The organism is Idiomarina loihiensis L2TR, from assembly GCF_000008465.1.
GTDB classification, from domain to species: Bacteria; Pseudomonadota; Gammaproteobacteria; order Enterobacterales; family Alteromonadaceae; genus Idiomarina; species Idiomarina loihiensis.
Genome location: NC_006512.1, coordinates 788,988 through 811,260, shown reverse-complemented (window position 1 = coordinate 811,260; position 22,273 = coordinate 788,988). Strand labels below are relative to the sequence as shown.

20 protein-coding genes are annotated in these 22,273 nt (G+C 47.1%); 10 read left to right on the top strand and 10 right to left on the bottom strand.

The genetic code is table 11. From position 1 onward, the window contains the following. The first annotated feature begins 14 nt into the window (after nt 1-14). The 7 genes from ispF to rpoS all read left to right on the top strand — a co-directional run bounded on the left by ispF (nt 15) and on the right by rpoS (nt 5,482). Nucleotides 15-494 (top strand): 2-C-methyl-D-erythritol 2,4-cyclodiphosphate synthase, encoded by a 480-nt coding sequence (gene ispF / locus IL_RS03820; protein ID WP_011234003.1) that lies wholly within the window; start codon nt 15-17, stop codon nt 492-494. After that, a complete protein-coding gene (truD, locus tag IL_RS03815) occupies nt 494-1,546 on the top strand; it encodes a tRNA pseudouridine(13) synthase TruD (protein ID WP_011234002.1) in 1,053 nt (350 codons plus the stop codon). The genes ispF and truD overlap by 1 nt, the downstream gene beginning before the upstream one ends. Next, complete coding sequence (gene surE / locus IL_RS03810) at nt 1,543-2,295, top strand: 5'/3'-nucleotidase SurE (RefSeq protein ID WP_011234001.1); 753 nt, start codon at nt 1,543-1,545, stop codon at nt 2,293-2,295. Before truD ends, surE begins: the two co-directional genes overlap by 4 nt. Next, nucleotides 2,295-2,936, top strand: a complete 642-nt coding sequence (locus IL_RS03805; protein ID WP_011234000.1) for a protein-L-isoaspartate(D-aspartate) O-methyltransferase — start codon at nt 2,295-2,297, stop codon at nt 2,934-2,936. The genes surE and IL_RS03805 overlap by 1 nt, the downstream gene beginning before the upstream one ends. Beyond that, nucleotides 2,933-3,517, top strand: a complete 585-nt coding sequence (locus IL_RS03800; protein WP_011233999.1) for a YqaA family protein — start codon at nt 2,933-2,935, stop codon at nt 3,515-3,517. Before IL_RS03805 ends, IL_RS03800 begins: the two co-directional genes overlap by 4 nt. After that, nucleotides 3,518-4,435, top strand: a complete 918-nt coding sequence (locus IL_RS03795; protein WP_011233998.1) for a peptidoglycan DD-metalloendopeptidase family protein — start codon at nt 3,518-3,520, stop codon at nt 4,433-4,435. A gap of 78 nt (nt 4,436-4,513) precedes the next feature. Continuing rightward, the gene (gene rpoS / locus IL_RS03790; protein ID WP_011233997.1) at nt 4,514-5,482 is read left to right on the top strand and encodes an RNA polymerase sigma factor RpoS; all 969 of its coding nucleotides are present in this window, start codon (nt 4,514-4,516) and stop codon (nt 5,480-5,482) included. A 39-nt stretch (nt 5,483-5,521) separates the two neighbouring features. Here the strand turns inward: rpoS and mutS are convergent, their stop codons facing one another. Further along, the gene (mutS, locus tag IL_RS03785) at nt 5,522-8,137 is read right to left on the bottom strand and encodes a DNA mismatch repair protein MutS (protein ID WP_041291755.1); all 2,616 of its coding nucleotides are present in this window, start codon (nt 8,135-8,137) and stop codon (nt 5,522-5,524) included. Between the two features lie 30 nt (nt 8,138-8,167). Between mutS and IL_RS03780 the strand changes: the two genes are divergently transcribed. Next, nucleotides 8,168-8,674: a CinA family protein gene (locus IL_RS03780; protein ID WP_011233995.1), complete on the top strand. Its 507-nt coding sequence runs from the start codon at nt 8,168-8,170 to the stop codon at nt 8,672-8,674. A 99-nt stretch (nt 8,675-8,773) separates the two neighbouring features. Further along, nucleotides 8,774-9,892, top strand: coding sequence for a recombinase RecA (gene recA, locus IL_RS03775; protein WP_011233994.1), 1,119 nt, complete (start codon nt 8,774-8,776; stop codon nt 9,890-9,892). A 62-nt stretch (nt 9,893-9,954) separates the two neighbouring features. Here recA and IL_RS03770 read toward each other — a convergent pair whose 3' ends face one another. Beyond that, nucleotides 9,955-11,277, bottom strand: a complete 1,323-nt coding sequence (locus IL_RS03770; protein ID WP_011233993.1) for an anti-phage deoxyguanosine triphosphatase — start codon at nt 11,275-11,277, stop codon at nt 9,955-9,957. A gap of 80 nt (nt 11,278-11,357) precedes the next feature. Here IL_RS03770 and rssA point away from each other — a divergent pair, with 80 nt between their 5' ends. Then, on the top strand, nt 11,358-12,335 hold the full coding sequence (gene rssA, locus IL_RS03765; RefSeq protein ID WP_011233992.1) for a patatin-like phospholipase RssA: 978 nt from the start codon (nt 11,358-11,360) through the stop codon (nt 12,333-12,335). 67 nt (nt 12,336-12,402) lie between these two features. Here the strand turns inward: rssA and ggt are convergent, their stop codons facing one another. The 8 genes from ggt to pspF all read right to left on the bottom strand — a co-directional run bounded on the left by ggt (nt 12,403) and on the right by pspF (nt 22,174). Beyond that, on the bottom strand, nt 12,403-14,112 hold the full coding sequence (gene ggt / locus IL_RS03760; RefSeq protein ID WP_011233991.1) for a gamma-glutamyltransferase: 1,710 nt from the start codon (nt 14,110-14,112) through the stop codon (nt 12,403-12,405). 105 nt (nt 14,113-14,217) lie between these two features. Continuing rightward, complete coding sequence (putP, locus tag IL_RS03755; protein WP_011233990.1) at nt 14,218-15,750, bottom strand: sodium/proline symporter PutP; 1,533 nt, start codon at nt 15,748-15,750, stop codon at nt 14,218-14,220. A gap of 23 nt (nt 15,751-15,773) precedes the next feature. Then, nucleotides 15,774-16,586 carry a peptide ABC transporter ATP-binding protein gene (locus tag IL_RS03750; RefSeq protein ID WP_011233989.1) on the bottom strand — a complete coding sequence of 271 codons (813 nt, stop codon included), beginning with the start codon at nt 16,584-16,586 and terminating at the stop codon, nt 15,774-15,776. After that, the gene (locus tag IL_RS03745) at nt 16,583-17,575 is read right to left on the bottom strand and encodes a peptide ABC transporter ATP-binding protein (RefSeq protein WP_011233988.1); all 993 of its coding nucleotides are present in this window, start codon (nt 17,573-17,575) and stop codon (nt 16,583-16,585) included. The genes IL_RS03750 and IL_RS03745 overlap by 4 nt, the downstream gene beginning before the upstream one ends. Then, a complete protein-coding gene (locus IL_RS03740) occupies nt 17,575-18,468 on the bottom strand; it encodes an ABC transporter permease subunit (protein WP_041291754.1) in 894 nt (297 codons plus the stop codon). Before IL_RS03740 ends, IL_RS03745 begins: the two co-directional genes overlap by 1 nt. Then, nucleotides 18,455-19,483 (bottom strand): ABC transporter permease, encoded by a 1,029-nt coding sequence (locus tag IL_RS03735; protein WP_011233986.1) that lies wholly within the window; start codon nt 19,481-19,483, stop codon nt 18,455-18,457. The genes IL_RS03740 and IL_RS03735 overlap by 14 nt, the downstream gene beginning before the upstream one ends. Further along, the gene (locus tag IL_RS03730; protein ID WP_011233985.1) at nt 19,480-21,105 is read right to left on the bottom strand and encodes an ABC transporter substrate-binding protein; all 1,626 of its coding nucleotides are present in this window, start codon (nt 21,103-21,105) and stop codon (nt 19,480-19,482) included. Before IL_RS03730 ends, IL_RS03735 begins: the two co-directional genes overlap by 4 nt. Then, nucleotides 21,098-22,174, bottom strand: coding sequence for a phage shock protein operon transcriptional activator (gene pspF, locus IL_RS03725; RefSeq protein WP_011233984.1), 1,077 nt, complete (start codon nt 22,172-22,174; stop codon nt 21,098-21,100). Before pspF ends, IL_RS03730 begins: the two co-directional genes overlap by 8 nt. Nucleotides 22,175-22,273 lie beyond the last annotated feature (99 nt).

The window sequence follows — 22,273 nt, the reverse complement described above, 5'->3', positions numbered from 1 at the left end:
AGAGGGCATCGTTCATGAAAATCCGTGTTGGTCATGGTTATGACGTTCATCGTTGGGGCTCTGATAAGCCTTTGATTTTAGGTGGTGTTGAAATTGAGCATCATCAGGGACTTGTCGCTCATTCCGACGGAGATGTTGTTCTGCATGCTGTCACCGACGCGGTATTAGGCGCTTTAGCGTTAGGTGATATTGGCCAGCACTTTCCTGATACCGATGAACGCTATGCCGGGGCGGATAGTGCCGAATTGCTGAGTCATGCCGTAAGTCTATGTCAGGAAAAAGAGTTTAAGACGGGTAACATTGACGTAACCATTGTAGCTCAGGCTCCGAAAATGGCACCACATATTGACGATATGCGGTCCAGCATTGCCCAGTGTTTAAAAACCTGCATCGACAATGTGAATGTTAAAGCGACAACGACAGAAAAATTAGGCTTTGTGGGGCGTGAAGAGGGTATTGCCTGTCATGCTGTGGTTCTGATGGAGTCATTTTAATGTTGGCACCCTCACAAGTGTCTTTGGCTGATTTACCGCGTTTACATAAAGGCGACAGACCGCAGGCCGAATTTAAACAGACGCCGGAAGATTTTCAGGTTATTGAGCAGTTGGATGTTATTGATGACGGTGAAGGTGAGCACCAGTGGCTTTGGGTTAGAAAAACCGGGGCTAATACAAATTTTTGTGCAGAAAAAATAGCCCGGTTTGCCGGAGTATCAGAAAGAAATGTCAGTTATTCCGGATTAAAAGATCGCCAGGCAGTGACCTGGCAATGGTTTTCCATTCAACTACCCGGCAAAGAAACGCTTAACTGGAATGAGTTAAACGATGAAGAAATGTCGGTTGAGCGAATAATACGCAGAACCAAGAAATTAAAGACGGGGTTTCACCGTGCGAACCGCTTCGTTATCAGGTTAGCTAATGTCAGCTCCCGCGAGGCACTTGAAAACCTCTGGCAAGGTGTGAGTGAGCAGGGCGTAATAAATTATTTTGGCGAACAGCGCTTTGGCCGCAGCGGAGATAACGTTGCACAAGCTGAGCGCTGGCTTATGGCGAGCCGCCCCCCGCGTATCAGCCGCAGCAAGCGAAGCCTCTATTTGTCTGCACTGCGCAGCTATTTATTCAACGAGATAGTAGCTGAGCGAATACGTCAGTTTGGTATAGAAGGAACTTTGACTGGTGATTGTGTCATGCTGGAAGGCTCGCAGTCGGTTTTTACCGTAGAGCAATGGGACGACGAACTTAAACAGCGGCTGGCAAATAACAATATTTACTTAACGGCACCTCTAGCAGGAAGCACAAATAAACCCTTAGTGAAAGGGGAAGCCGACGCCTTTGAACAAAGTTTATTACAACCGTTCGATAGTTGGTTACAGGCGCTCAGAAAGCTGCGCGTAGAGGCGGCTCGCCGGACTATTCTGTTGCGCGTAGAAAACCCCGAAATTAGTTGGCAGGGCAAGGACGCAGAGCTTCGCTTTACGCTTCCGTCCGGTGCTTATGCAACAACCGTATTGAATGAAATTGTCGACTTAAGTGGTGAATCCAGATGATGAAAATTTTATTAAGTAATGATGACGGCGTGCATGCGCCGGGTATTCTCGCGTTGTACCAGGCTTTAAAAGAAGTGGCAGATGTACGAGTGATAGCTCCGGACCGTAACTGCAGTGGTGCCAGTAATTCGTTAACCTTACATAATCCTTTGCGGGTGCGTCGGCTGGATAATGGTTTCTATTCTGTTAATGGTACGCCCACAGACTGTGTTCATTTAGGCACTAACTCGCCGATGGCTGAAGACGTAGATTTAGTCGTGTCGGGTATTAATGACAGCCCTAATATGGGTGACGATGTGTTGTACTCAGGCACGGTGGCGGCCGCGATGGAAGGGCGCTTTATGGGACTGCCTGCCATTGCAGTATCGATGGGTGGTCGTGGACACGACTACTATGATACCGCCGGGCGGGTCGTGGCAGAAATTGTCGCAAATATGGAAAACGATCCGCTGCGGCTTGATACTGTACTGAATATCAATGTGCCTTACACGACCTACGATAAGTTAAAAGGTACCCGGGTGACTAAATTGGGACGTCGGCATCGCGCAGAGACTATGGTTCACGACCGTGACCCTTTTGGCAGCGAAATCTTTTGGTATGGACCCATTGGGCATCATGCAAGTGATGAGCCTAATACCGACTTTACCGCGATTCATGAAGGTTATATCTCAATTACACCGTTAAGCCTGGATATGACGGCTCAACGCCACACCGATACACTGACAGACTGGTTAGAACAACAAAAATGATGATTAGTAATGGGCAGTCGCGGGTTAAGCGACTGATTCAACAATTAGAGGCTCTCGGTATTACCAACAAAGAGGTTTTACGGGTGATATCTGAAACCCCAAGACATCTGTTTATGCCCGAGTCGTTAGCTCACAAAGCCTATGAAAATACGGCGCTGCCCATTGGTAATGGGCAGACAATTTCGCAGCCATTAATGGTGGCAACAATGACGCAGTTATTAATGCAGCATCATTGTAAAAATGTGCTGGAGATAGGCACCGGCTCAGGCTATCAGACGGCGGTTCTGGCTCAGTTGGTTGATAAAGTCTTTAGTGTTGAGCGCATTGCTACGTTGCAGTATCAGGCCAAGCGCCGCATGCGTCAGCTGGATTTACATAATGTTGCTATGCGTCATGGTGATGGCTGGAAGGGCTGGCGCAGCAAAGGTCCGTTCGACGGCATTATTGTTACCGCCGCGGCCAGCGACATACCTCAGGATTTAGTCGATCAGCTTGCCGACGGCGGCGTGATGATTATTCCGGTCGGCGAGCAGCACCAATCGCAGAGCCTTGTCGTTATGCGTCGCTTTGGTGATTCGCTGGAGCAACAGCGTATTGGTGATGTGCGTTTCGTGCCTTTAGTTAAGGGAGATGTCGTTTGAAGCTGTTCTCCGCACTGTACGATAAAGTATTATCCTGGACTCAGCATCCCAGAGCAGACATTATTCTTGGTCTGTTGAGTTTTGCGGAATCGGTGATATTTCCTATTCCACCCGATGTCATGCTGGCGCCAATGGCAATGACTCAGCCTAAAAGAGCTTGGCGATTAGCGTTTCTGACGACAGTTGCCTCAGTAGCAGGCGGAATTTTAGGCTACTTTCTGGGCTATTGGGCTTATGAATCATTAGTTCTGCCAGCGGTTGAGGCACTTGGCTACGAGTCGAAGCTAGTTACTGTTCAGGGTTGGTTTGCGGACTGGGGCGTCTGGATAGTGTTTATTGCAGGCTTTTCTCCCATTCCTTATAAATTATTTACGGTAACTGCCGGTGTTATGCAGATAGCGTTTTTTCCTTTTGTTATTGCATCGGCTATTAGTCGCGGCATGCGCTTTTATCTGGTGGCCTGGTTATTACGTACTGGTGGTCCGGAAATGGGCGTAAAACTCCGTGAATATGTTGACCGCATTGGCTGGACACTGGTAATACTGGTTATTATTGGGTACGTAATAGCGCAGTTGGTATAAATGATGTTGGTATCGTCCGGGGCAATTAAGCAATCTGTATTATTGGTGTTTGCCATAACTCTACTGCAGGCTTGTAGTGGTCGGTCGGCACCTGCTCCAGTCGAAGAGCTTTATACTGGTAAAACTTACCTCGATTTTGAAGCCAACTCCATTAACGAAAAAGAGTATGAAGTTCAGCCCGGAGAAACACTCTATTCAATAGCTTTTCGGGCTAACCTGGATGTCCAGGATATTGCCCAAATCAATAATTTACAAAAACCTTACACTATTTATCCGGGACAAAAATTGAGTCTGGAAAGCGCGCCGCAACGGGGCGCCACCACAGCCAGAAAGGCGCAGCGAACAGCTAGTGCTAAACAGAATAAAAAAGCCTCTGATAACGCACAAAATAATATAAAAACGCCCGTTGCTAATAAGAAACAGAAAGGGTATGGTCAAAAAACAAGCACAAGAAAAATGGTTGCAAAACAAACCGATAAGGGTAGCAATAGCCAACCGAGACAGCGAATTGAGCGGCCTGAAGTGGTGCTACCGAGCAATAATAATATTGTTTGGCGTTGGCCTTCATCGGGGAAAGTAATAGCCGATTTCTCGTTGCGTGAACAAGGCAATAAAGGAATAGACTTTGCCGGTAGCAGGGGAGATTCAGTTAACGCTGCGGCGGCAGGGAAAGTGGTTTATGTCGGAAGCGCATTACACGGGTTTGGTAATTTAATCATTTTGAAACATAACGATGATTTTATTACTGCCTATGCTCACAACGAAGACATTCTGGTGAAGGAAAAAGAATGGGTGGACGTAGGTGAGACTATCGGACGTATGGGAGACTCCGGTAGTTCTCGGGTGAAATTGCATTTTGAAGTTCGTTTCCGTGGTAAGTCGGTCAATCCGAGGCATTACTTACCCAAATCTCGCTAGTCATGTGGGAATAATAATAACAAGATAAGGAAGTCGACGTGTGTTGTAACACGGTGTTCAGTATAACAGGAGCTTGTTATGAGCCGCATAAAGGAAGAAGCAGTTGAAAACGTCGAAGCTAATGAAGATGAGTCTATTGTAGATAGCACGGACAGTGCAGCAGAAGAGTTAGAAGAGGCGCTATCCTCGTCTTCAACTCAATATCAAAAGAAGATGGACGCGACGCAGCTATATCTGGGAGAAATCGGTTTCTCTCCATTACTGACTGCTGAAGAGGAAGTCTTTTATTCCCGTCGTGCGTTAAAAGGCGACAAGGCAGCCCGCCGTCGTATGATTGAGAGTAACCTGAGGCTGGTTGTTAAAATTGCCCGTCGCTATTCTAATCGGGGACTGCCTTTATTAGATTTAGTTGAAGAAGGTAACCTCGGCCTTATCCGGGCGGTTGAAAAATTCGACCCTGAACGCGGGTTCCGCTTCTCAACTTACGCTACCTGGTGGATACGACAAACTATTGAGCGCGCAATTATGAACCAGACGCGCACCATTAGACTGCCGATTCACGTCGTTAAAGAGCTTAACGTGTATCTTCGTGCTGCCCGTGAACTTGCGCATAAACTGGATCACGAACCAACCGCCGAAGACATTGCTAAAAGCCTCAATAAGCCCGTGGGTGATATCACTAAAATGTTGCGTCTGAATGAACGCATTGGTTCGGTAGATACGCCTATAGGCGGTGATAACGACAAAGCCTTGTTGGATATCCTCACCGATGATGCTGATACCGGACCGGAAGGTGTCTTGCAGGATGAAAACCTGAAAGGGAATATCACTGAATGGCTGCAGTCGTTAAATCAGAAACAACGTGAGGTGCTGGCTCGCCGCTTTGGGCTGATGGGCTATGAGCCTTCGACTCTGGAGGATGTTGGTCGTGAAATAGGCCTTACGCGTGAGCGAGTCCGGCAGATACAAGTGGAAGCTCTGCGTAAATTACGCGATTCGTTAAAACAGCAAGGCCTAACGTTAGACTCACTATTTACTGCTCAGTAAAAATAGCAGTTACTAAAAGTATTTAAAGCTTTAAAAGGCTCAACTTTGTGTTGAGCCTTTTTGTTTCTGTTGCCATTGGTAAAGAATATCCAGCGCCTGCTTCGGAGTCAGATCATTAATGTCCAGTTGTTCCAGCTCATCAAGCAGTGGGTTGCGTTTTTCTGTATGAGACGGGATAGCTTCAGGTGGAGGAGTGAGCTCCATAGTGGCTTGTTTGGGTTCGTTTAAACCACCATGGTGAGTATGCTCCAGTTCGGACAACTTTTGTTTTGCTTTATGAATGACATGCTCCGGAACCCCGGCCAGTTTAGCCACTTGCAAGCCAAAGCTCTGGCTGGCTGCTCCAGGGCTGACTTTATGTAAAAAAGCAATGGTATCGCCATGCTCTTTCGCATCAACATGCACGTTTACCGTGGCTGGTAACTCTTCTGCCAATTCCGTTAACTCAAAGTAATGAGTGGCGAATAAGGTCAGGCACTGGAGTTGTCGGGACAGGTAATCGGCACAAGACCAAGCCAGTGACAAACCGTCATAAGTTGAAGTGCCACGACCAATTTCATCCATAAGCACCAGGCTTTTTGCCGTGGCGTTATGCAGAATGTTCGCGGTTTCTGTCATTTCTACCATAAAAGTCGAACGGCCTGAGGCTAAATCGTCAGAGGCACCAATACGAGTAAAGATACGGTCGATGTCGCCAATAATTGCCTTATCAGCCGGTACGTAGCAGCCCATGTGCGCCAAAATAACGATTAACGCGGCTTGTCGCATGTAAGTCGATTTACCACCCATGTTAGGGCCGGTTATCATCAGCATGCGCTGCTGCGGCGTCAGCGACATGGGGTTAGCAATAAAAGGCTCATCGCTCAGTTGTTCAATAACCGGATGACGGGCAGCTTCCAGTTCAATTAAGCTGGTTTCCTTTTGCAGTTGCGGGCGGCAATAACGATAATTGTCAGCCAGCCGTGCAAAACAGCACAAGGTATCGAGTTGAGCCAGACCCGAAGCACTTTTTTGCAATGCAGTCACCTGCGGCAGTAAGTGCTCAAAGAGTTGGTCGTAAAGCCATTTTTCTCTGGCCAGAGAACGCGCCTGAGCATTCAGAACTTTGTCTTCGTGCTCCTTTAACTCTGGAATAATATAGCGCTCTGTATTTTTTAGTGTCTGGCGACGCTGATAGTCATCGGGTACCGCTTCTGACGACTGCCGGCTGACCTCAATAAAGTAGCCGTGAACTCTGTTATAGCCAACTTTTAATGTGGCGATACCACTTCTCTCACGTTCACGCTGCTCCAGTTGTTTCAGGTAGTCGGTAGCACCCGTTGCAAGATCGCGCAATTCATCGAGTTCCTTGTCGTATCCTTCGGCAATAACACCGCCGTCGCGAATCAATAAAGGTGGCTGCTCAATAACGGCTTTAGTCAGCAAGTCGACCACTTCTGGAAAGGGTTCAATAATGTCGTGCAGATAACTCAGCGAACGGTGAGATAAAGACGCTCTGACTTCCGGTATTTTAGCCAGGCTGTCGCGCAAGCGTGCAAAGTCTTTCGGACGCGCGCTTCGTAAGCCCACACGGGCAACAATACGTTCAATATCGGCTAACTGTTTTAATGTTAGCTGTATATTTTCAAAATTCAGATTTTCTTTTAATGCGTCGACAGCATCATAACGCTGGTTAAGTTCCTGATGGTTCCGAATAGGGCGCTGCAGCCAACGCTGGAACTGGCGGCTTCCCATAGCTGAAACGGTTTTGTCCAGTACAGCTGAAAGGTGTGTATCGCCTTCGCCCATGCTTTGCTGCAGCTCAAGGTTTCTGCGTGTTGCTGCGTCGAGAATAATAGCGTCTTGCGGATGTTCCGTTATTAGCGCCTGAATGTGAGGCAGGGCGGCGCGTTGAGTTTCTTTTACATAATGCAGAATAGCACCGGCGGCTGCCAGGGTAGGCTCATTATTTTTGATACCGAAGCCTTCTAAATGCTGAGTGCCAAACTGGCGAGTAAGCAGCATAAAAGCGGTTTGTTGTTCAAACTCCCAGGCCGGTCGGCGTTTGCATTTCGCTTTTGCTAAAGGTAGTCCGGCCAAGGAAATAGACTCAGGATAGAGCAATTCGGCTGGCTCTAAACGCTGCATTTCTGCAGCCAGTTGTTCACTGGAATGAGCTTTGGTTAGCCAGAAACGGCCGCTACTTAGCTCCAGACTGGATATTGCGTATTCCGCTTCCGGCTGTTTTGGATTCAGCGGACAAATCGCAACTAACAGATTTTGCCTTTTTTCCGCTAACAGCGACTCGTCAGTGACGGTTCCCGGCGTGACAATACGCACGACTTTTCTTTCAACCGGACCTTTGCTGGTTGCCGGATCGCCAATTTGTTCGCAGATGGCAACGGATTCGCCCATATTGACCAGGCGCGCCAGATAGTTTTCTACTGCGTGATAGGGAACACCTGCCATTGGAATAGGTTCACCATTACTCTGACCCCGCGCTGTGAGGGAGATATCTAACAGTTGGGCTGAGCGTTTCGCGTCTTCAAAAAACAGTTCGTAAAAGTCCCCCATACGATAGAATAAAAGCATGTCAGCATGCTCCGCTTTTATCCGTAGGTATTGCTGCATCATTGGGGTATGTGATTGGATCTGTTTATCAGAGAATTCAGGCATAATTGATTATTCTTATCTGGAGCCAGTGTTATGTTAGCAACCACGGCAATCGCGCCGCAAACCTTTAAACTCGCGGAACAAGTGGGCGGAAGCCTACAGCAGAAGCAGCAGACATTATGCACCGCAGAATCTTGTACCGGAGGAGGGATAGGATACGCTATTACCGAAGTTGCGGGAAGTTCTGCTTGGTTTAATGGTGGATTAATCACCTATACTAATGCCCTTAAGCAAAAGTTGCTGCTGGTTGAGTCTGACGTACTGGAAAAGCATGGTGCAGTTTCTGAAGCCTGTGTTCGGCAAATGGCCGTTGGAGCCATAGCGGCATGTGATGCCGATTGGGGTATCGCTGTGAGTGGTGTTGCAGGCCCCGCAGGCGGTACAGCGGATAAACCAGTGGGTTTGGTGTGGATGGCAATAGCAAATAGTGAAAGCTGTTGGTGCTGGTCTGAACAATTTGCAGGTGACCGCACTCAGGTGCGTTTACAAACCTTAGATGCAGTTCTGGATAAACTTATAAATCTAATTGAATTACAATAACTTACTTTTGTTTTAATGAAAAAATAAGAACAACGCTTGATACTGTAAATGTGTACAGTATACTGTTTATAAAACCAGTGATTAATAACGGAGCTTATAATGAGCAATGATCGTCAAAAGGCGTTAGATGCAGCGCTCGGACAAATCGAACGTCAATTTGGTAAAGGTTCTATCATGCGTCTGGGTGATAACCAGACTCTGGATATCGATTCTGTTTCAACCGGTTCGTTAGGGCTGGATATTGCTCTTGGTATTGGTGGCTTGCCTTTTGGGCGGGTTGTAGAAATTTACGGTCCTGAGTCCAGTGGTAAAACGACTATGACTCTGGAAGTGATTGCCGAAGCGCAAAAAATGGGTAAGACCTGTGCCTTCGTAGATGCTGAGCACGCGTTAGACCCTATTTATGCCGAAGCTTTAGGTGTTAACGTTGATGACTTATTAATATCGCAACCAGATACCGGTGAGCAGGCTTTAGAAATTTGTGACATGCTGGTTCGTTCCGGCGCAGTCGATATTGTGATTGTTGACTCGGTAGCAGCGCTGACACCAAAAGCGGAAATTGAAGGCGAAATGGGCGATAGCCATGTTGGCTTGCAGGCTCGTTTAATGTCACAAGCCCTGCGTAAATTAACGTCGAACATTAAGAAGTCCAACACCATGTGTATTTTCATCAACCAAATTCGGATGAAAATTGGTGTGATGTTTGGTAACCCTGAAACTACCACGGGTGGTAACGCCCTGAAGTTTTACTCTTCTGTTCGTCTGGATATTCGCCGTACCGGTGCATTGAAAGAAGGTGACGAAGTTGTGGGTAACGAAACCCGCGTGAAAGTGGTTAAAAACAAGGTGGCTCCTCCGTTTAAAGAAGCGCACTTCCAAATTTTATACGGCAAAGGTATTTCTAAAGAAGGTGAGCTTATTGACCTGGGTGTTAAGCACAAAATGGTTGATAAAGCCGGTGCCTGGTACAGTTATAACGGCGACAAAATTGGTCAGGGTAAAGCTAACTCAATGAAGTTTTTGCAGGACAACCCTAAAATTGCCGATGAATTAGAAGGTCGTATTCGCGAACTGTTGTTGTCAAAACCAGAAAAGAGAACAAAAGAAATTCGTGAAGCTGAGCGCGCTGCTGCGAAAGAAGACGCGAAAAGCGAAGCTAAAGCAGATAAGAAAACAGAAAAGAAAGGTAATGAGAAAGATGATATCAGTTTGTCATAACTGATTTGTTTTTCGGAATAACAAGCCGGAGCTTATTGCTCCGGTTTTTTTATAAGTAAAAATTACTGAAACGCACTTTTGGGTGAGCTGACTGAGAACAGCTCCTGATAAAGTTTAGCGGCATACCCGTCAGTCATGCCGGAAAGGTAATCAGAAATTACGCGCAGAGCATTCCCTCCTTTTTGTTGCTGTTGCAGATAACGCAAACGGGTATTTTCAGGCAATAAACGTTCCGGCTCTACGGCTAAAACCTCAAACAGTTCCATAACAATCTGTTGGCCTTTAAACTCCTGTGCCTGCATTTCAGGCTTTCGAATCACCCATTTAAAAATAAATTGCTTTAACGAGTTCAGCAGAATTTTTTCGGCAGCTCCTAACTGAACTTCATATTGCAGCAAAGGGCAGTCAAAATTGTATTCAGTAGAGTTCAGTCTTGCTGAGGTAAGCAGTCGGTTAACTAACCCTCCTATTGCCTGCTTGCGGAGGTGATGGCTGCCAGAAAAAAGATCTTCGGTTAACTTTCGGGCGTTAAAGTCGGAAAGCTCTGCTTCAAGCTGCTGTAAATCGAAGAACATGTGTTCTTCCCAGTGATGCCGCTGGATCAGGCCGACAACAATGGCGTCCTCAAGATCGTGAACGCCGTATGCGATATCGTCTGCGGCTTCCATAATGGACGCATCAATACTTTTAAGGGCGCTTTTTCCGTGGGTACTTTGTGTCGCTTCGTGCACTAATGCCTGAAAATTTTTCTTATCGTTAGTGCTTAGCGGCTGAAGTACCCAGTCTAGCTGCTCTGAGTCGTCGTCATACAAGGCTTTTGGTGGTAGCCATTCGCGGGTGGGCAAATGACGAAAGTTTGTTACCTCAGGGGGAAGTTCTTGCCTTCGGATTGCGCTCGCTAATACCGGGTACTTTAACAGCCCCAGCAGAGTTCTTCTGGTTAAGCTCATGCCATGCTCAGGCGTGTAAGCTTCAAGCTGGGTGACAATACGAAATGTTTGGCCGTTACCTTCAAACCCGCCGTTATTGCGCATCATATAATTAAGAGCAATTTCGCCACCGTGGCCAAATGGCGGATGGCCTATGTCGTGAGCCAGACATAAAGACTCGAGCAAAGGCTCTGACAGCTCCAGTTGCTCAGCCAGTGCCGGATGCCGGTTACTTAAATGAACTACCAGGCTGGCACCAATTTGACTGGCTTCCAGCGAATGGGTCAATCGTGTACGGGGGAAGTCGTGCATACCAACATACATAACCTGAGTTTTTGCCTGCAGCCGTCTGAATGCCGCACTGTGAAGAATTCGGGCTTTGTCCCGTTGAAAGTTTGTGCGGGTATCGTTAGGGCGCTGTTCTGATGTACCTGACTGACGTTCTGTCCAAATCATCTAACTGCTCAGTGATGTTGTTGACGAATGAGTAATCATAGTACGATAGATACATTATTAAGAAAAGTAGGAAACAGCACATGTCTGAAGTGAAAGTCGCTTTAGCTCTGGGCTCTGGAGCGGCAAGAGGATGGGCGCACATTGGTGTCATTAAGGCATTGGAAGAGATGGGCGTGCGCATCAATATGGTGGCCGGTACATCAATTGGCTCGTTAGTAGGAGCCGGCTATGCGTCCGGACGATTGGCCGAAGTAGAGCAATGGGTTCAGGGCATGAACCGTTGGGAAGTGTTTAATTTGCTGGATTTTGGTTTTAACCATGGCGGCATTATTGGTGGAGAAAAAGTCTTTAACCGCGCGCGGGAAGAATTTGGTCAACGCAATATAGAAGATTTGCCTGTTACTTATGGTGCCGTTGCGACCGATTTATACAGCGGTCGCGAAATTTGGTTACGTAAGGGCGACCTTTATGATGTTTCCAGAGCATCTTGTGCCATGCCGGGCGTGTTGTCACCGAAGTCTCTTGACGGACGCTGGCTAATAGACGGAGGCTTGGTGAACCCAGTGCCGGTGTCGTTGTGCCGAGCTTTGGGGGCAGATATTGTTATTGCTGTGCATCTTAATTCGCAATTAAATTCAAAAGCGTTGAAACGCAGAGGGCGAAGCATCCCACCTCAGACGGAAACCGAGCAGGTTGAAAAAGAAAAAGCTGATATGGAAGAGCACGGAGAGGATGATAACGGCTTTTTTGACAGCCTTTGGTCAGGCAGTAAAGAGTATCTGGACAGTTTTAAAGAACGCTTTAGAAATAATGGTGAAAAAGCGCCGGGGATGTTCAGTGTTATGGCAAGCTCCATAGACATTATGCAGGAGCGTATTACTAAGGCCCGTATGGCGGGTGATCCGCCGGATATTTTAGTGCAGCCTAAGCTTGGCCATATCGGTATTATGGAGTTTTATCGGGGTCAGGAAGCCATTGATCTGGGTTACGATACAACCACCAGAATGCGTGACTTGATTATGGAAGAAATTGAACTTTATCGTGAGCGCAGAGGTTAGTCAGATTTTCTCTGAGTTGAAAAGATAAAGCCGTCTCGCCTGCGCTGAGACGAGACGGCTATTATTCTTAATAACCAGCGGCGTGCCCATCCTTACGGCTTTCAGAAGCACCAATATAGACATCTTGTTCATGGTCTTTCCAGATAGCCTGATAGCCACCGTAGGGTCCCAGGGCTTCCTGTAGTGTGTGCCCCATTTTTATTAATTCACGGCGAGTGTTTTTTGAGAAACCATTTTCCAGACTAACAACGCCACCATCTTCCATTATCGATCCTGTTGGCTGACTTGAGCCTGTATGCAGAATACGCGGCGCGTCACCGGCTTCTTGCAAGTTCATATCAAAATCAATGAGGTTGATAAGAATTTGTGCGTGCATTTGTGGCTGCGTAGCTCCTCCCATAACTCCGTAGCTCATAAGCGGCTTACCGTCCTTAGTGACGAAAGCAGGGATAATGGTGTGGAAAGGGCGTTTACCTGGTTCAAATACGTTACGGTGGTTTGGGTCTAACGCAAAGAGCTCGCCCCGGTTTTGCAGAACGAAACCTAAACCGGTTGGAGTAACGCCTGAACCCATACCGCGATAGTTACTTTGAATTAGTGACACCATATTGCCATCTTTATCGGCAGTGGTCAGATAAATAGTGTCGCCCTCTGTTGGCGGGTTACCCGGCTCAAAGGAGCGTCCGGCGCGTTCAGAGTTAATTAGCTGCGCCCGTTTTTTGCCGTACTCTTTGTCGATAAGACCCTGAACCGGTACGTCATTGAACGCCGGATCCGAATAGTATTTAGCACGGTCTTCAAACGCCAGCTTTTTGGCCTCTACAAAATGATGAATGTACTCGGGGCTATCGTGACCCATGGCTTTGATATCAAATTGCTCAAGTATATTCAGAATCTGCAGTGCTGCTATGCCCTGTGTATTGGGTGGTAATTCCCATAAGTCGTAGCCGCGATAGTTAGTGGATACGGGATCAACCCAGGTAGAGCTATGTTGCGCTAAATCATCATATGAGAGAAAACCGTCGTGCTTTTCGACAAAGTCGCTGATAGTACGGGCTATCTTCCCTTTGTAAAAGCTGTCGCGACCCTCATTTGCCAATATTTTGTATGTATTGGCAAGGTCGGGGTTTTTAAAACGTTCGCCTTTCTCCGGAACATTGCCGTCACGCATAAAGACGTCGGCAAAGCCGGGGATATCTTTTAGTACTTCGGCGTTACGCTTCATGTAATAAGCGATAACTTCAGTAACCGGAAAACCGGATTCAGCATAGTTAATAGCTGGCTGCAATATTTTCTCCATGCTTAACTCACCGAAGCGGTCGTGCAACTCAAACCAGCCATCTACCGCCCCAGGTACGGATAAGGGAAGTACACCGCGAGCCGGAATTGACTCGTATCCGTTTTCTTTAAAATAGTCGAGCGTTAAGCTTTGCGGGGAACGGCCAGAGGCATTGAGACCATGAAGTTTCTTAGTTTCAGCATCCCAGACAATGGCGTAGAGGTCACCACCAATGCCGTTTCCGGTTGGCTCAACCAGACCTAATACCGCATTAGCTGCAATAGCGGCATCTATTGCATTGCCGCCATCCTGCATAATATCTAATGCAACTTGCGTGGCTAATGGCTGACTTGTTGCGGCCATTGCCGTTGGTGCCATCGCTTCTGAGCGGGTAGCAAAGTGGTGTCCGGTAATACGGTCACTGGCATTACTGGGTAAGGTTGTTGCCGCGCAGGAAAATGCGAGCGCCGCGGATGCAATAATATTTAATTTAGCCATAGTGGTTACCTTTTTGTTTTTCTACCACTATAGGCCGGACTTCTAAAACAAAAAAGACCAGCCACGATGGGCTGGTCTTTTTATCAGTTACAAGTCGTAAATAGTTTAGCCTTTTTTGTCACCATGGTAGTAACCGTCAATGACGCTCTCCATTTCAACAAACTTGTCCTGAAGCTCCTGAGCCGGTTCATCTGTCAGCTTACTGAAGATGATAATCGCCAGAGTCGACAGAATAAAGCCAGGCACCATTTCATAGACAACTTCGTCACTAAGGTCGATACCGAACAGTATTGGACTGAAAATCCAGAGTAGAACGGTAATTGCTCCGGTAAGCATGCCCGCTAGTGCGCCGTTACGGTTCATACGCTTCCAAAATAGACTGAGAATAACGACCGGACCGAAGGCAGCCCCGAATCCTGCCCAGGCTTTAGATACCAGAGCGAGTACCGTTTCTGTCTCACCGTACGCTAGATAAATAGCGACCAGGGTCACTACTAAAACTGACAATCGACCGACCATTACAAGCTCTCTTTCACTTGCGTCTTTACGCAGGAAGGCTTTATAAAAGTCCTCAGTTAATGAACTGGAACTAACCAGTAACTGAGAAGAAATTGTACTCATAATTGCGGCAAGAATAGCGGCAAGCAGGAAACCACCAATAAGTGGGTGGAACAGTACCTGAGAGAACTCAATAAAGATGGTCTCAGCATCAGCTATTCCCATTGGCTGAGTTGCCACATAAGCGATACCAACAAAACCGGTTGCCATAGCGCCGATGATGGATACCACCATCCACGACACGCCAATACGACGAGCAGCTTTGACATCGCTAACTGAACGTATTGCCATAAAGCGTACGATAATGTGTGGTTGGCCAAAGTAGCCAAGACCCCATGCCAGCAGTGAGACGATACCCAGAAAGCCAATCGCTTCGCCTTTGTCTACGTTGTAGAAAAAGTCGAGGAAGTTAGTATCAATGTCGTTAACCTGTCCAACTACACTGCTGTATCCACCGAGGTCGACAAAAGCCACGATAGGCACCAGTACCAAAGCGACAAACATAATACAGCCTTGCACAAAATCGGTCATACTCACCGCCAAAAAGCCCCCGAACAGGGTGTAAGCACAGACAACACCGGCCGTTACCCAGAGCCCTGTGGTGTAGTCCATGCCGAAGGAGCTGTCGAACAGCTTTCCTCCCGCAACTAAGCTGGCAGACGTGTACAAGGTGAAAAAGATGATAATAACAACTGAAGAAAAGATACGTAGACGTCGACCTTTATCGTTAAAACGATTAGAGAAATAGCCTGGTATCGTAATTGAGTCGTTAGCAACTTCGGTGTAGGTTCTGAGGCGGGGCGCCACTATGACATAGTTTAAGAATGCACCAATGACCAGACCCACTGCAATCCACAACTGCGATACGCCAGAGACGTAAATTGCACCGGGTAAGCCCATCAACATCCAACCACTCATATCGGATGCACCTGCTGATAATGCCGTAACTGCAGGGCCTAAGCCTCGTCCTCCAAGCATATAGCCTGAAACTGAGTCGGTAGACTTTTTATAGGCGTAAAGCCCAATACCTAGCATGACAATAAAGTACAGCGCTAGTGATATCAGAGTACCTGTTTCCACATTAAACTCCCGTTTTTTAGTTTTTAGTCAGCGATCTTAGCGCTTCTGTCGCTGTTATATTGAATGTTCTGTTTTAAATGTTCGTGCAGCAATTGTTGAACGTAAGTTTGCTGCGTGTCCTCTAGTACTATGTCTGTTTTATCAAACGCGATCATTTTACCACGATATAAAATTAAGATCTTATCCGCAATGTGTTTCACGATTTGCGGCGAATGTGTCACTAAAATGTAAGAAATACCCATATCTTTCTGAAGATCGAGCATAAGATTAATGATTTGAGCTCTAATTGATGGGTCAAGTGCAACCAGGGCTTCGTCGGCGACAACAATCTGCGGTTCCAGAATAATGGCCCGCGCAATACAGACTCTTTGTTTTTGCCCACTGGACAGCATATGAGGATAAAACTCCCAGTGCTCCCGCAGCATACCAACGCGTTGCAAGGTTAAATTGACCCGTTCCTGGCGCTCGGCGGCTGTTAACTGGGTATTAAATAACAGAGGCTCTTCCAGCTGTTTACCTATGTTGAGGTGCGCATTCAGAGAGTTTTCACTGTCCTGAAATATCATTCGAATGTTGTTACATAGCTGAGGGTAGTTATTGCTATGAAGCTTCTGGCCATTAAGCAGAATTTCGCCACTGGTTGCGGTGTCTACACCACCAATAATTTGTGCCAGGGTCGATTTTCCCGATCCGGTCTCGCCCATTACTGCCAGTATTTCGCCAGCTTCAAGGGTGAAAGACAAAGGCTCTATCGCTACCGACTTAGGAGTCCATGGCCAGCCTTTTCGGGAGCGGTACGTTTTGCCGAGATTTCGAACTTCCAGTAAGTGACTCATGAGCTGCTATCCAGTAGCGGGAAATGGCAATGATACACACGTTGTCGGTCGTGAGTGGCCCGTGGTGCTTTAACGCAAGTTTTTTGAGCGTATGGGCACCGGGGCCCCAGACGACACCCAATTGGCATATGCCGCAAGGTTGGTATGGAGCCGGGCAGGGTCGGTAAACGCGCTTTGTGAGGCAACTCCTGTTGCGTTTGCAATGACATGCGAAGCATCGAGTCGGTATAAGGGTGCGCCGGTTCCGACAAAATGTCCTGAGCAGGACCGGTCTCCATTAGCTGCCCACAATAAAGCAAGGTTAAGCGTTTGGTCTCAGGCAAAATGGAGCCGACATCCTGAGAAATTAGCACCACGGACATTTTTTGGCTAACCGCCAGTCGTGCCAGCAAACGATGGATCTGTAAACGGGTTGAAGGTTCCATCGCGGTGGTGGGTTCGTCGGCAATAAGGAGTCTGGGACGGTGAGCAATGGCTATAGCAATACTCACTTTTTGCGCTATGCCCTGAGACAATTCAAAAGGGTAGCTTTCCATTATAGATTCGTGGTCGCGAATGCCCACTCGGTGAAGCAGTCTTTTGACCCGGGTTTTACGATCAACCCGGCGACGCATGAATGTACCCCGAACATCCCCTTGTGGAATAGCTTCCACAATTTGTTGCTCTACTGTGCTGTTAGGATCGAGGTAGGCATTAGGGTCCTGAAAAATCATAGCCATATCGCGGCCGGTAATTTGCCGGCGCTGCTTTGGCGTCATTGCCAGTAAATCCTGTCCGTTCCACCAAAGTCTGTCGGCGGTAACTTGCCAGTTAGGGTTGATAAAACCCATAATGGCTTTTGCCAGCAAGCTTTTCCCCGACCCGGATTCGCCCACAATACTGTGAATTTCTCCCTCGGTAAGCTGCAGATTGACTTTATCCAATACTCGAACGATGCCGTGCGCTGTTTGCATCTCTACTGTCAGATTGCGTATATCGAGTAACTGCATTAGCTGTTAACCCTTTCTTTTAATGCACGGCGCAGGCTGTCTCCGACAATGTTAATGGCCATAATGGTAATAAACAACGTTATGCCCGGTAGCACCATTGACCAGGGAGACAAGTAAACCTCGTCCAGGCTGCGCGCCAGCATACTACCCCATTCAGGAGTTGGTGCCTGAATACCCAGACCAAGGAAGCTAAGAGCCGCAATATCCATAATAGCGACGGAAAGGGATACTGTAAGCTGCATGACCAATGTGGGGGTCACATTAGGTAATATAACGCGGTAAAGCAAGTAGGCCTTGGAACAACCATTGAGTCGTGAGGCGGTAACGTAGTCCTTATGCCACTCTTCGTGTACCGCGTTGCGGGTAACGAAGATAAACTGCGGAATTAATGAAAGTGTTATGGCAAAGGCTACGTTGTTAAAACCAGTACCGAGAATCGCAATAATGATAAGTGCCATTAAAAAAGACGGAATAGACAGCAAGGTATCAAAGAGCCGTGACAAGCTTTGGTATTTTATGGTTCGGTCAATACCGGCAAGAGCCCCTATGCTCATGCCAATTAGTGAGGATACTGCGACCATGAGTATCGGTAGGCCCAAACTGTACAGTCCGCCAATTAATAGTCGCGATAACATATCCCGACCTAGATCGTCGGTGCCAAATAAATAATTCATATTACCGCTTTCAACCCATGAAGGGGGAAGCGCAATGGCGTCAGAGAACTGGGTTGATGTATTGAAGGGCGTCAGCAACGGGGACAGCAACACAACCAATATCATTGCCAGCAGAACATATAAGGCAGCCATGGAGAGAAACCTTGACTGGAAGCTTTTCCATACTAGCTTGAGTGGCGACGGGGTTTCATCGTGATGGTAAAGATTAACGTGTGGCATATTGTTCGTGCCTCACTATCGGAAATCGCCAGCCATGGTAAAGCTCGACCAGTAGGTTAAAGAACAAAATAACGAAAGCAAACATTAATACAGCTGCCTGGATAATAGGGTAGTCACGCTCAAAAATACTACGGATAAGCCAGTTGCCCATTCCCGGCCAGTTAAAAATGGACTCAACCACAATACTGTTAGTTAACAGTAAACTGAAGATGAGAGTGGTTTGTTGCAGCACCGATTGCACCGCATTTGGAATAGCGTGTTTTACTAATACTCGGAACTCATTTAATCCACGGGCTCGGGCGGCTTTTACGAAAGGCTTTTGCAGCATTTCCTGAGTAGCGTTTCGCATTAAGCGAAGTAACAGCATCATTGGCATGATAGCCAGTATGATTACCGGTAGAACAATATGATTCAAAGCGTCCTGAAGCGCCGCGGCTTTGTAGTCGGAGTCGCTTAAAAAGACATCGATGAGAATTGAACCGGTCTTTGGTTCGACGCCATATAAAGGGTTTATCTGACCGGTAATGGGGAACCAGCCTAGCTTTATGGCAAACAGCAGTATCAGTAACTGGGCTAACCAGAAAACCGGAATGGAGTACCCAACCATCGCCAGACTTATTACGGTTTGGTCTGAACGCTGCCGAAAGCGGGAGGCAGCAAATACGCCCAACGGTAGTCCAAAAAGAACGGCAACCAGTAAAGCCATAAGGATAAGTTCGATTGACGCCATAAAGTGTTGAATACCATCGGCAAATACCGGTGTACCATTACTCAGAGATAATCCCCAGTCTCCGGCGAACAGGTGTTGCAAGTAACTTAGGTATTGAATGGCCAGGTTCTGGTCGCCGCCACGCAGTTCAGCCATTAATGGGTAACTGCTCTGGAACGACCGGATGCCGCTCATATTGGTTATTGGGTCGCCTGGAAACAAGTAATTAAGGCTAAAGCTAAACAGCGTTAGTAAAAACACAGCAATAATAAAAACGCTTAAACGGCCTAAAAGATAGCGGGTCATTGTGATTCTTCCTCCACCGTATCTTTAGTGGCCAGGCGAAAGTTAATACCACCATAAGGGGGAAGCTCTACGCCGCTGATATTTTTCTGCTGTGCCTGAAAGCGTTTGGAATGGGCAATAGGCAGCAAAGGTTGTTGCTGATTCAGTAAGTGCTGAGCTGATTGATACAGAGCTTTACGCTCCTCTGGTACCGTGGTTGCAATGGCGCTGTAAAGCAATTGGTCAAAGCCAGGGTGGCACCAGTTAGCCCGGTTACCTCCCGTTGCTACGGCAGCACAGCTCAACAATGGCCTGAAAAAGTTATCAGGGTCAGCATTGTCGGCGTACCAGCCAATTAGAACAGTGTCGTGTTCACCACGAGAAAGGCGGCGACGAAAGGTGTTCCATTCATAAGAAACAATGCTCGCGGAAACACCAATTTGGGCTAAGTCTGACTGCATTAGTTCCGCCATTCTGCGAGCGTTCGGGTTGTAAACCCGCTGTACTGGCATAGCCCAGATATTTATATTTAAATTTGAATGACCGGCTTCTTTTAATAAGCGTTTAGCCTTTTCCGGGTCATATTGATACTGGATACCGCGGTCATCATAAGCCCAGGACGTTGGAGGTAATATTGACTGTGCCAGTTCAGCATTACCGTAGTATATGGTCTGAATAATCGCTTCGCGATTAATAGCGTGGCTCAGTGCCTGACGAACCAGAGGGTCATCAAAAGGTTTTTTCTCAGTATTAAATGCCCAGAAAGACACATTTGGACTTACCTCATCAGTGACAATTAACTGATCTCGGTTGAGAGCTTGTAATTCACTCACCAGCGGGTAAGGAATGATGTCACATTCGCCGGTAACTAGCTTAAGCATACGCTTGTTTGCATTTGGGGTAATAGAGTACACCAAATGTTCAATTCCGGGGCCTTCCCGCCAGTACCCAGGATGTCGGGAGTAACGTATTAACACGTCTTTGCGATAACTTTCGAAACGGTAGGGGCCGGTTCCTATCGGTAGAGCATCTATTTGTCCGGGTCGCTCTTCAATTAATAGTTGTTGTGCGTACTCTGCGGATAAAATAACGGCAAAGTCTGTTGCCAGGTTCGCTAAAAACGAACTATCGGCATTATTCAGCACAATATCGACCGTCATTTTATCAATTTTGACAACTTTATTTATTAACTGGTCCAGCCCTGTGGCTCTGAAAAACGGATAACTCCCTCCAACTTGATGATAAAGACTGGTTTCATCCAGCCACCGGTTAAAGCTGAACTGAACGTCTTCAGCTGTTAGTTCGCGGCTAGGCTGAAAGTAGTTGGTGGTATGAAATTTTACGCCTTCGCGCAAATGAAATCGATAACGAGTGCCGTTATCCAAAGTTTCCCAGCGCTTCGCAAGCGCCGGTACAAATTTTTGTTGCTCAGCATCGTAATCAATTAACCTGTCATAGAGTTGAGCAGCGGTGGCATCAACGGTGGTGCCGGAGGTAACAAGCTGAGGATTAAAAGAAGCGGGGTTGCCTTCCGAACAATAAATAATACCGTTGGCCAGAGGAGCCGGCTCAGGTTCATCGGACTGGCAGCCTGAGAGAAACGCTGCTGCTATAACAGCTACATTGGCGTACGCTTTAATCATTAGCTGCAGAAGCCCCTTCCAATAACTGATACTTTTTTAAGTAACCCCGTAACTGATGATAAGTCAGTCCAAGAAAATTAGCTGTTTTCTTTTGGTTAAACTGACATAAACGCAAGGCTTGCGACAAGACATCAATTTCATACTCTTGCGACTTTTGCTTAAAGTCTATTGGCTGTTCGGCGTTGAGTTTCGGCATATCAATTAATTCATTACTTTCAGCATTGCTTTGTTCATTAGCTACAGGCTCTTGCGGTACAGCTTTTTCGGTAACCGGAGTTTTTGGCCGGAACGGACTGTTAAACGGGTCAATAATAATATCGTGAATAGGCACATGCCCATTTCCCAGCCGATATAAGCTTCGCTCTACTGTGTTTTTAAGCTCGCGTACATTACCGGGCCAATGATATTCAAGCAAGGTTTTACGGGCTTTCTCGGAAAAACCACTGAATAACTCCAGTTCCATTTCGCGTGCCATAGAAATAGCAAAGTGCTCAGCAAGTAACATAATATCGTCACGGCGCTCGCGTAATGGCGGCAGCGTAATGACATCAAATGCCAGGCGATCCAGCAAATCTGAACGAAATTGGCCTTTGGCAGCAAGTGATGGGAGGTCTTCATTGGTAGCGGCAATGAGGCGAGTGTCGACTTTAACTGAATGACGGCCACCCACTCGCTCAAATTCTCCGTACTCAATAACCCGCAGCAGCTTTTCCTGAACTCGCAAAGACGTATTGGCTAATTCATCAAGAAATAGCGAACCACTGTCAGCGCGTTCAAAACGACCTTCGTGCTTCTTTGCGGCTCCGGTGAAAGCACCAGCTTCATGTCCAAAGAGTTCACTGTCGAGTAAGTTTTCATTCAGTGCGGCACAGTTGAGGGTAACGTATTGCTGTTGCCAGCGTCTGGACAGGTAATGACAACGCGCCGCAATAAGCTCTTTACCAGTACCACGTTCACCAATAATTAATACGGGCTTATCGAGAGGAGCAATCTGCGACACTTGTTCCAGCACATCGGAAAAGCTGTTGGATTGTCCGATGAGGTTGTCGGGTTTTCGCTCAGGGCGCATGTCGAATGCCTTATATTATAGTTATTTTTGCTAATTATTAGTTTATTTTACGAACTCCCGCAAGGGTGTAATTCACATAAACTATAAAAAGTATTTATA

What these genes read in the sequence shown, in the direction of transcription:
- pspF (WP_011233984.1), bottom strand. Translation starts at nt 22,174, where the DNA reads ATGCGCCCTGAGCGAAAACCCGACAACCTCATCGGACAATCCAACAGC.
- IL_RS03740 (WP_041291754.1), bottom strand. Translation starts at nt 18,468, where the DNA reads ATGCCACACGTTAATCTTTACCATCACGATGAAACCCCGTCGCCACTC.
- IL_RS03780 (WP_011233995.1), top strand. Translation starts at nt 8,168, where the DNA reads ATGTTAGCAACCACGGCAATCGCGCCGCAAACCTTTAAACTCGCGGAA.
- IL_RS03735 (WP_011233986.1), bottom strand. Translation starts at nt 19,483, where the DNA reads ATGACCCGCTATCTTTTAGGCCGTTTAAGCGTTTTTATTATTGCTGTG.
- ispF (WP_011234003.1), top strand. Translation starts at nt 15, where the DNA reads ATGAAAATCCGTGTTGGTCATGGTTATGACGTTCATCGTTGGGGCTCT.
- rssA (WP_011233992.1), top strand. Translation starts at nt 11,358, where the DNA reads ATGTCTGAAGTGAAAGTCGCTTTAGCTCTGGGCTCTGGAGCGGCAAGA.
- IL_RS03805 (WP_011234000.1), top strand. Translation starts at nt 2,295, where the DNA reads ATGATTAGTAATGGGCAGTCGCGGGTTAAGCGACTGATTCAACAATTA.
- IL_RS03730 (WP_011233985.1), bottom strand. Translation starts at nt 21,105, where the DNA reads ATGATTAAAGCGTACGCCAATGTAGCTGTTATAGCAGCAGCGTTTCTC.
- rpoS (WP_011233997.1), top strand. Translation starts at nt 4,514, where the DNA reads ATGAGCCGCATAAAGGAAGAAGCAGTTGAAAACGTCGAAGCTAATGAA.
- IL_RS03745 (WP_011233988.1), bottom strand. Translation starts at nt 17,575, where the DNA reads ATGCAGTTACTCGATATACGCAATCTGACAGTAGAGATGCAAACAGCG.
- ggt (WP_011233991.1), bottom strand. Translation starts at nt 14,112, where the DNA reads ATGGCTAAATTAAATATTATTGCATCCGCGGCGCTCGCATTTTCCTGC.
- IL_RS03750 (WP_011233989.1), bottom strand. Translation starts at nt 16,586, where the DNA reads ATGAGTCACTTACTGGAAGTTCGAAATCTCGGCAAAACGTACCGCTCC.
- truD (WP_011234002.1), top strand. Translation starts at nt 494, where the DNA reads ATGTTGGCACCCTCACAAGTGTCTTTGGCTGATTTACCGCGTTTACAT.
- IL_RS03795 (WP_011233998.1), top strand. Translation starts at nt 3,518, where the DNA reads ATGATGTTGGTATCGTCCGGGGCAATTAAGCAATCTGTATTATTGGTG.
- mutS (WP_041291755.1), bottom strand. Translation starts at nt 8,137, where the DNA reads ATGCCTGAATTCTCTGATAAACAGATCCAATCACATACCCCAATGATG.
- IL_RS03770 (WP_011233993.1), bottom strand. Translation starts at nt 11,277, where the DNA reads ATGATTTGGACAGAACGTCAGTCAGGTACATCAGAACAGCGCCCTAAC.
- surE (WP_011234001.1), top strand. Translation starts at nt 1,543, where the DNA reads ATGATGAAAATTTTATTAAGTAATGATGACGGCGTGCATGCGCCGGGT.
- recA (WP_011233994.1), top strand. Translation starts at nt 8,774, where the DNA reads ATGAGCAATGATCGTCAAAAGGCGTTAGATGCAGCGCTCGGACAAATC.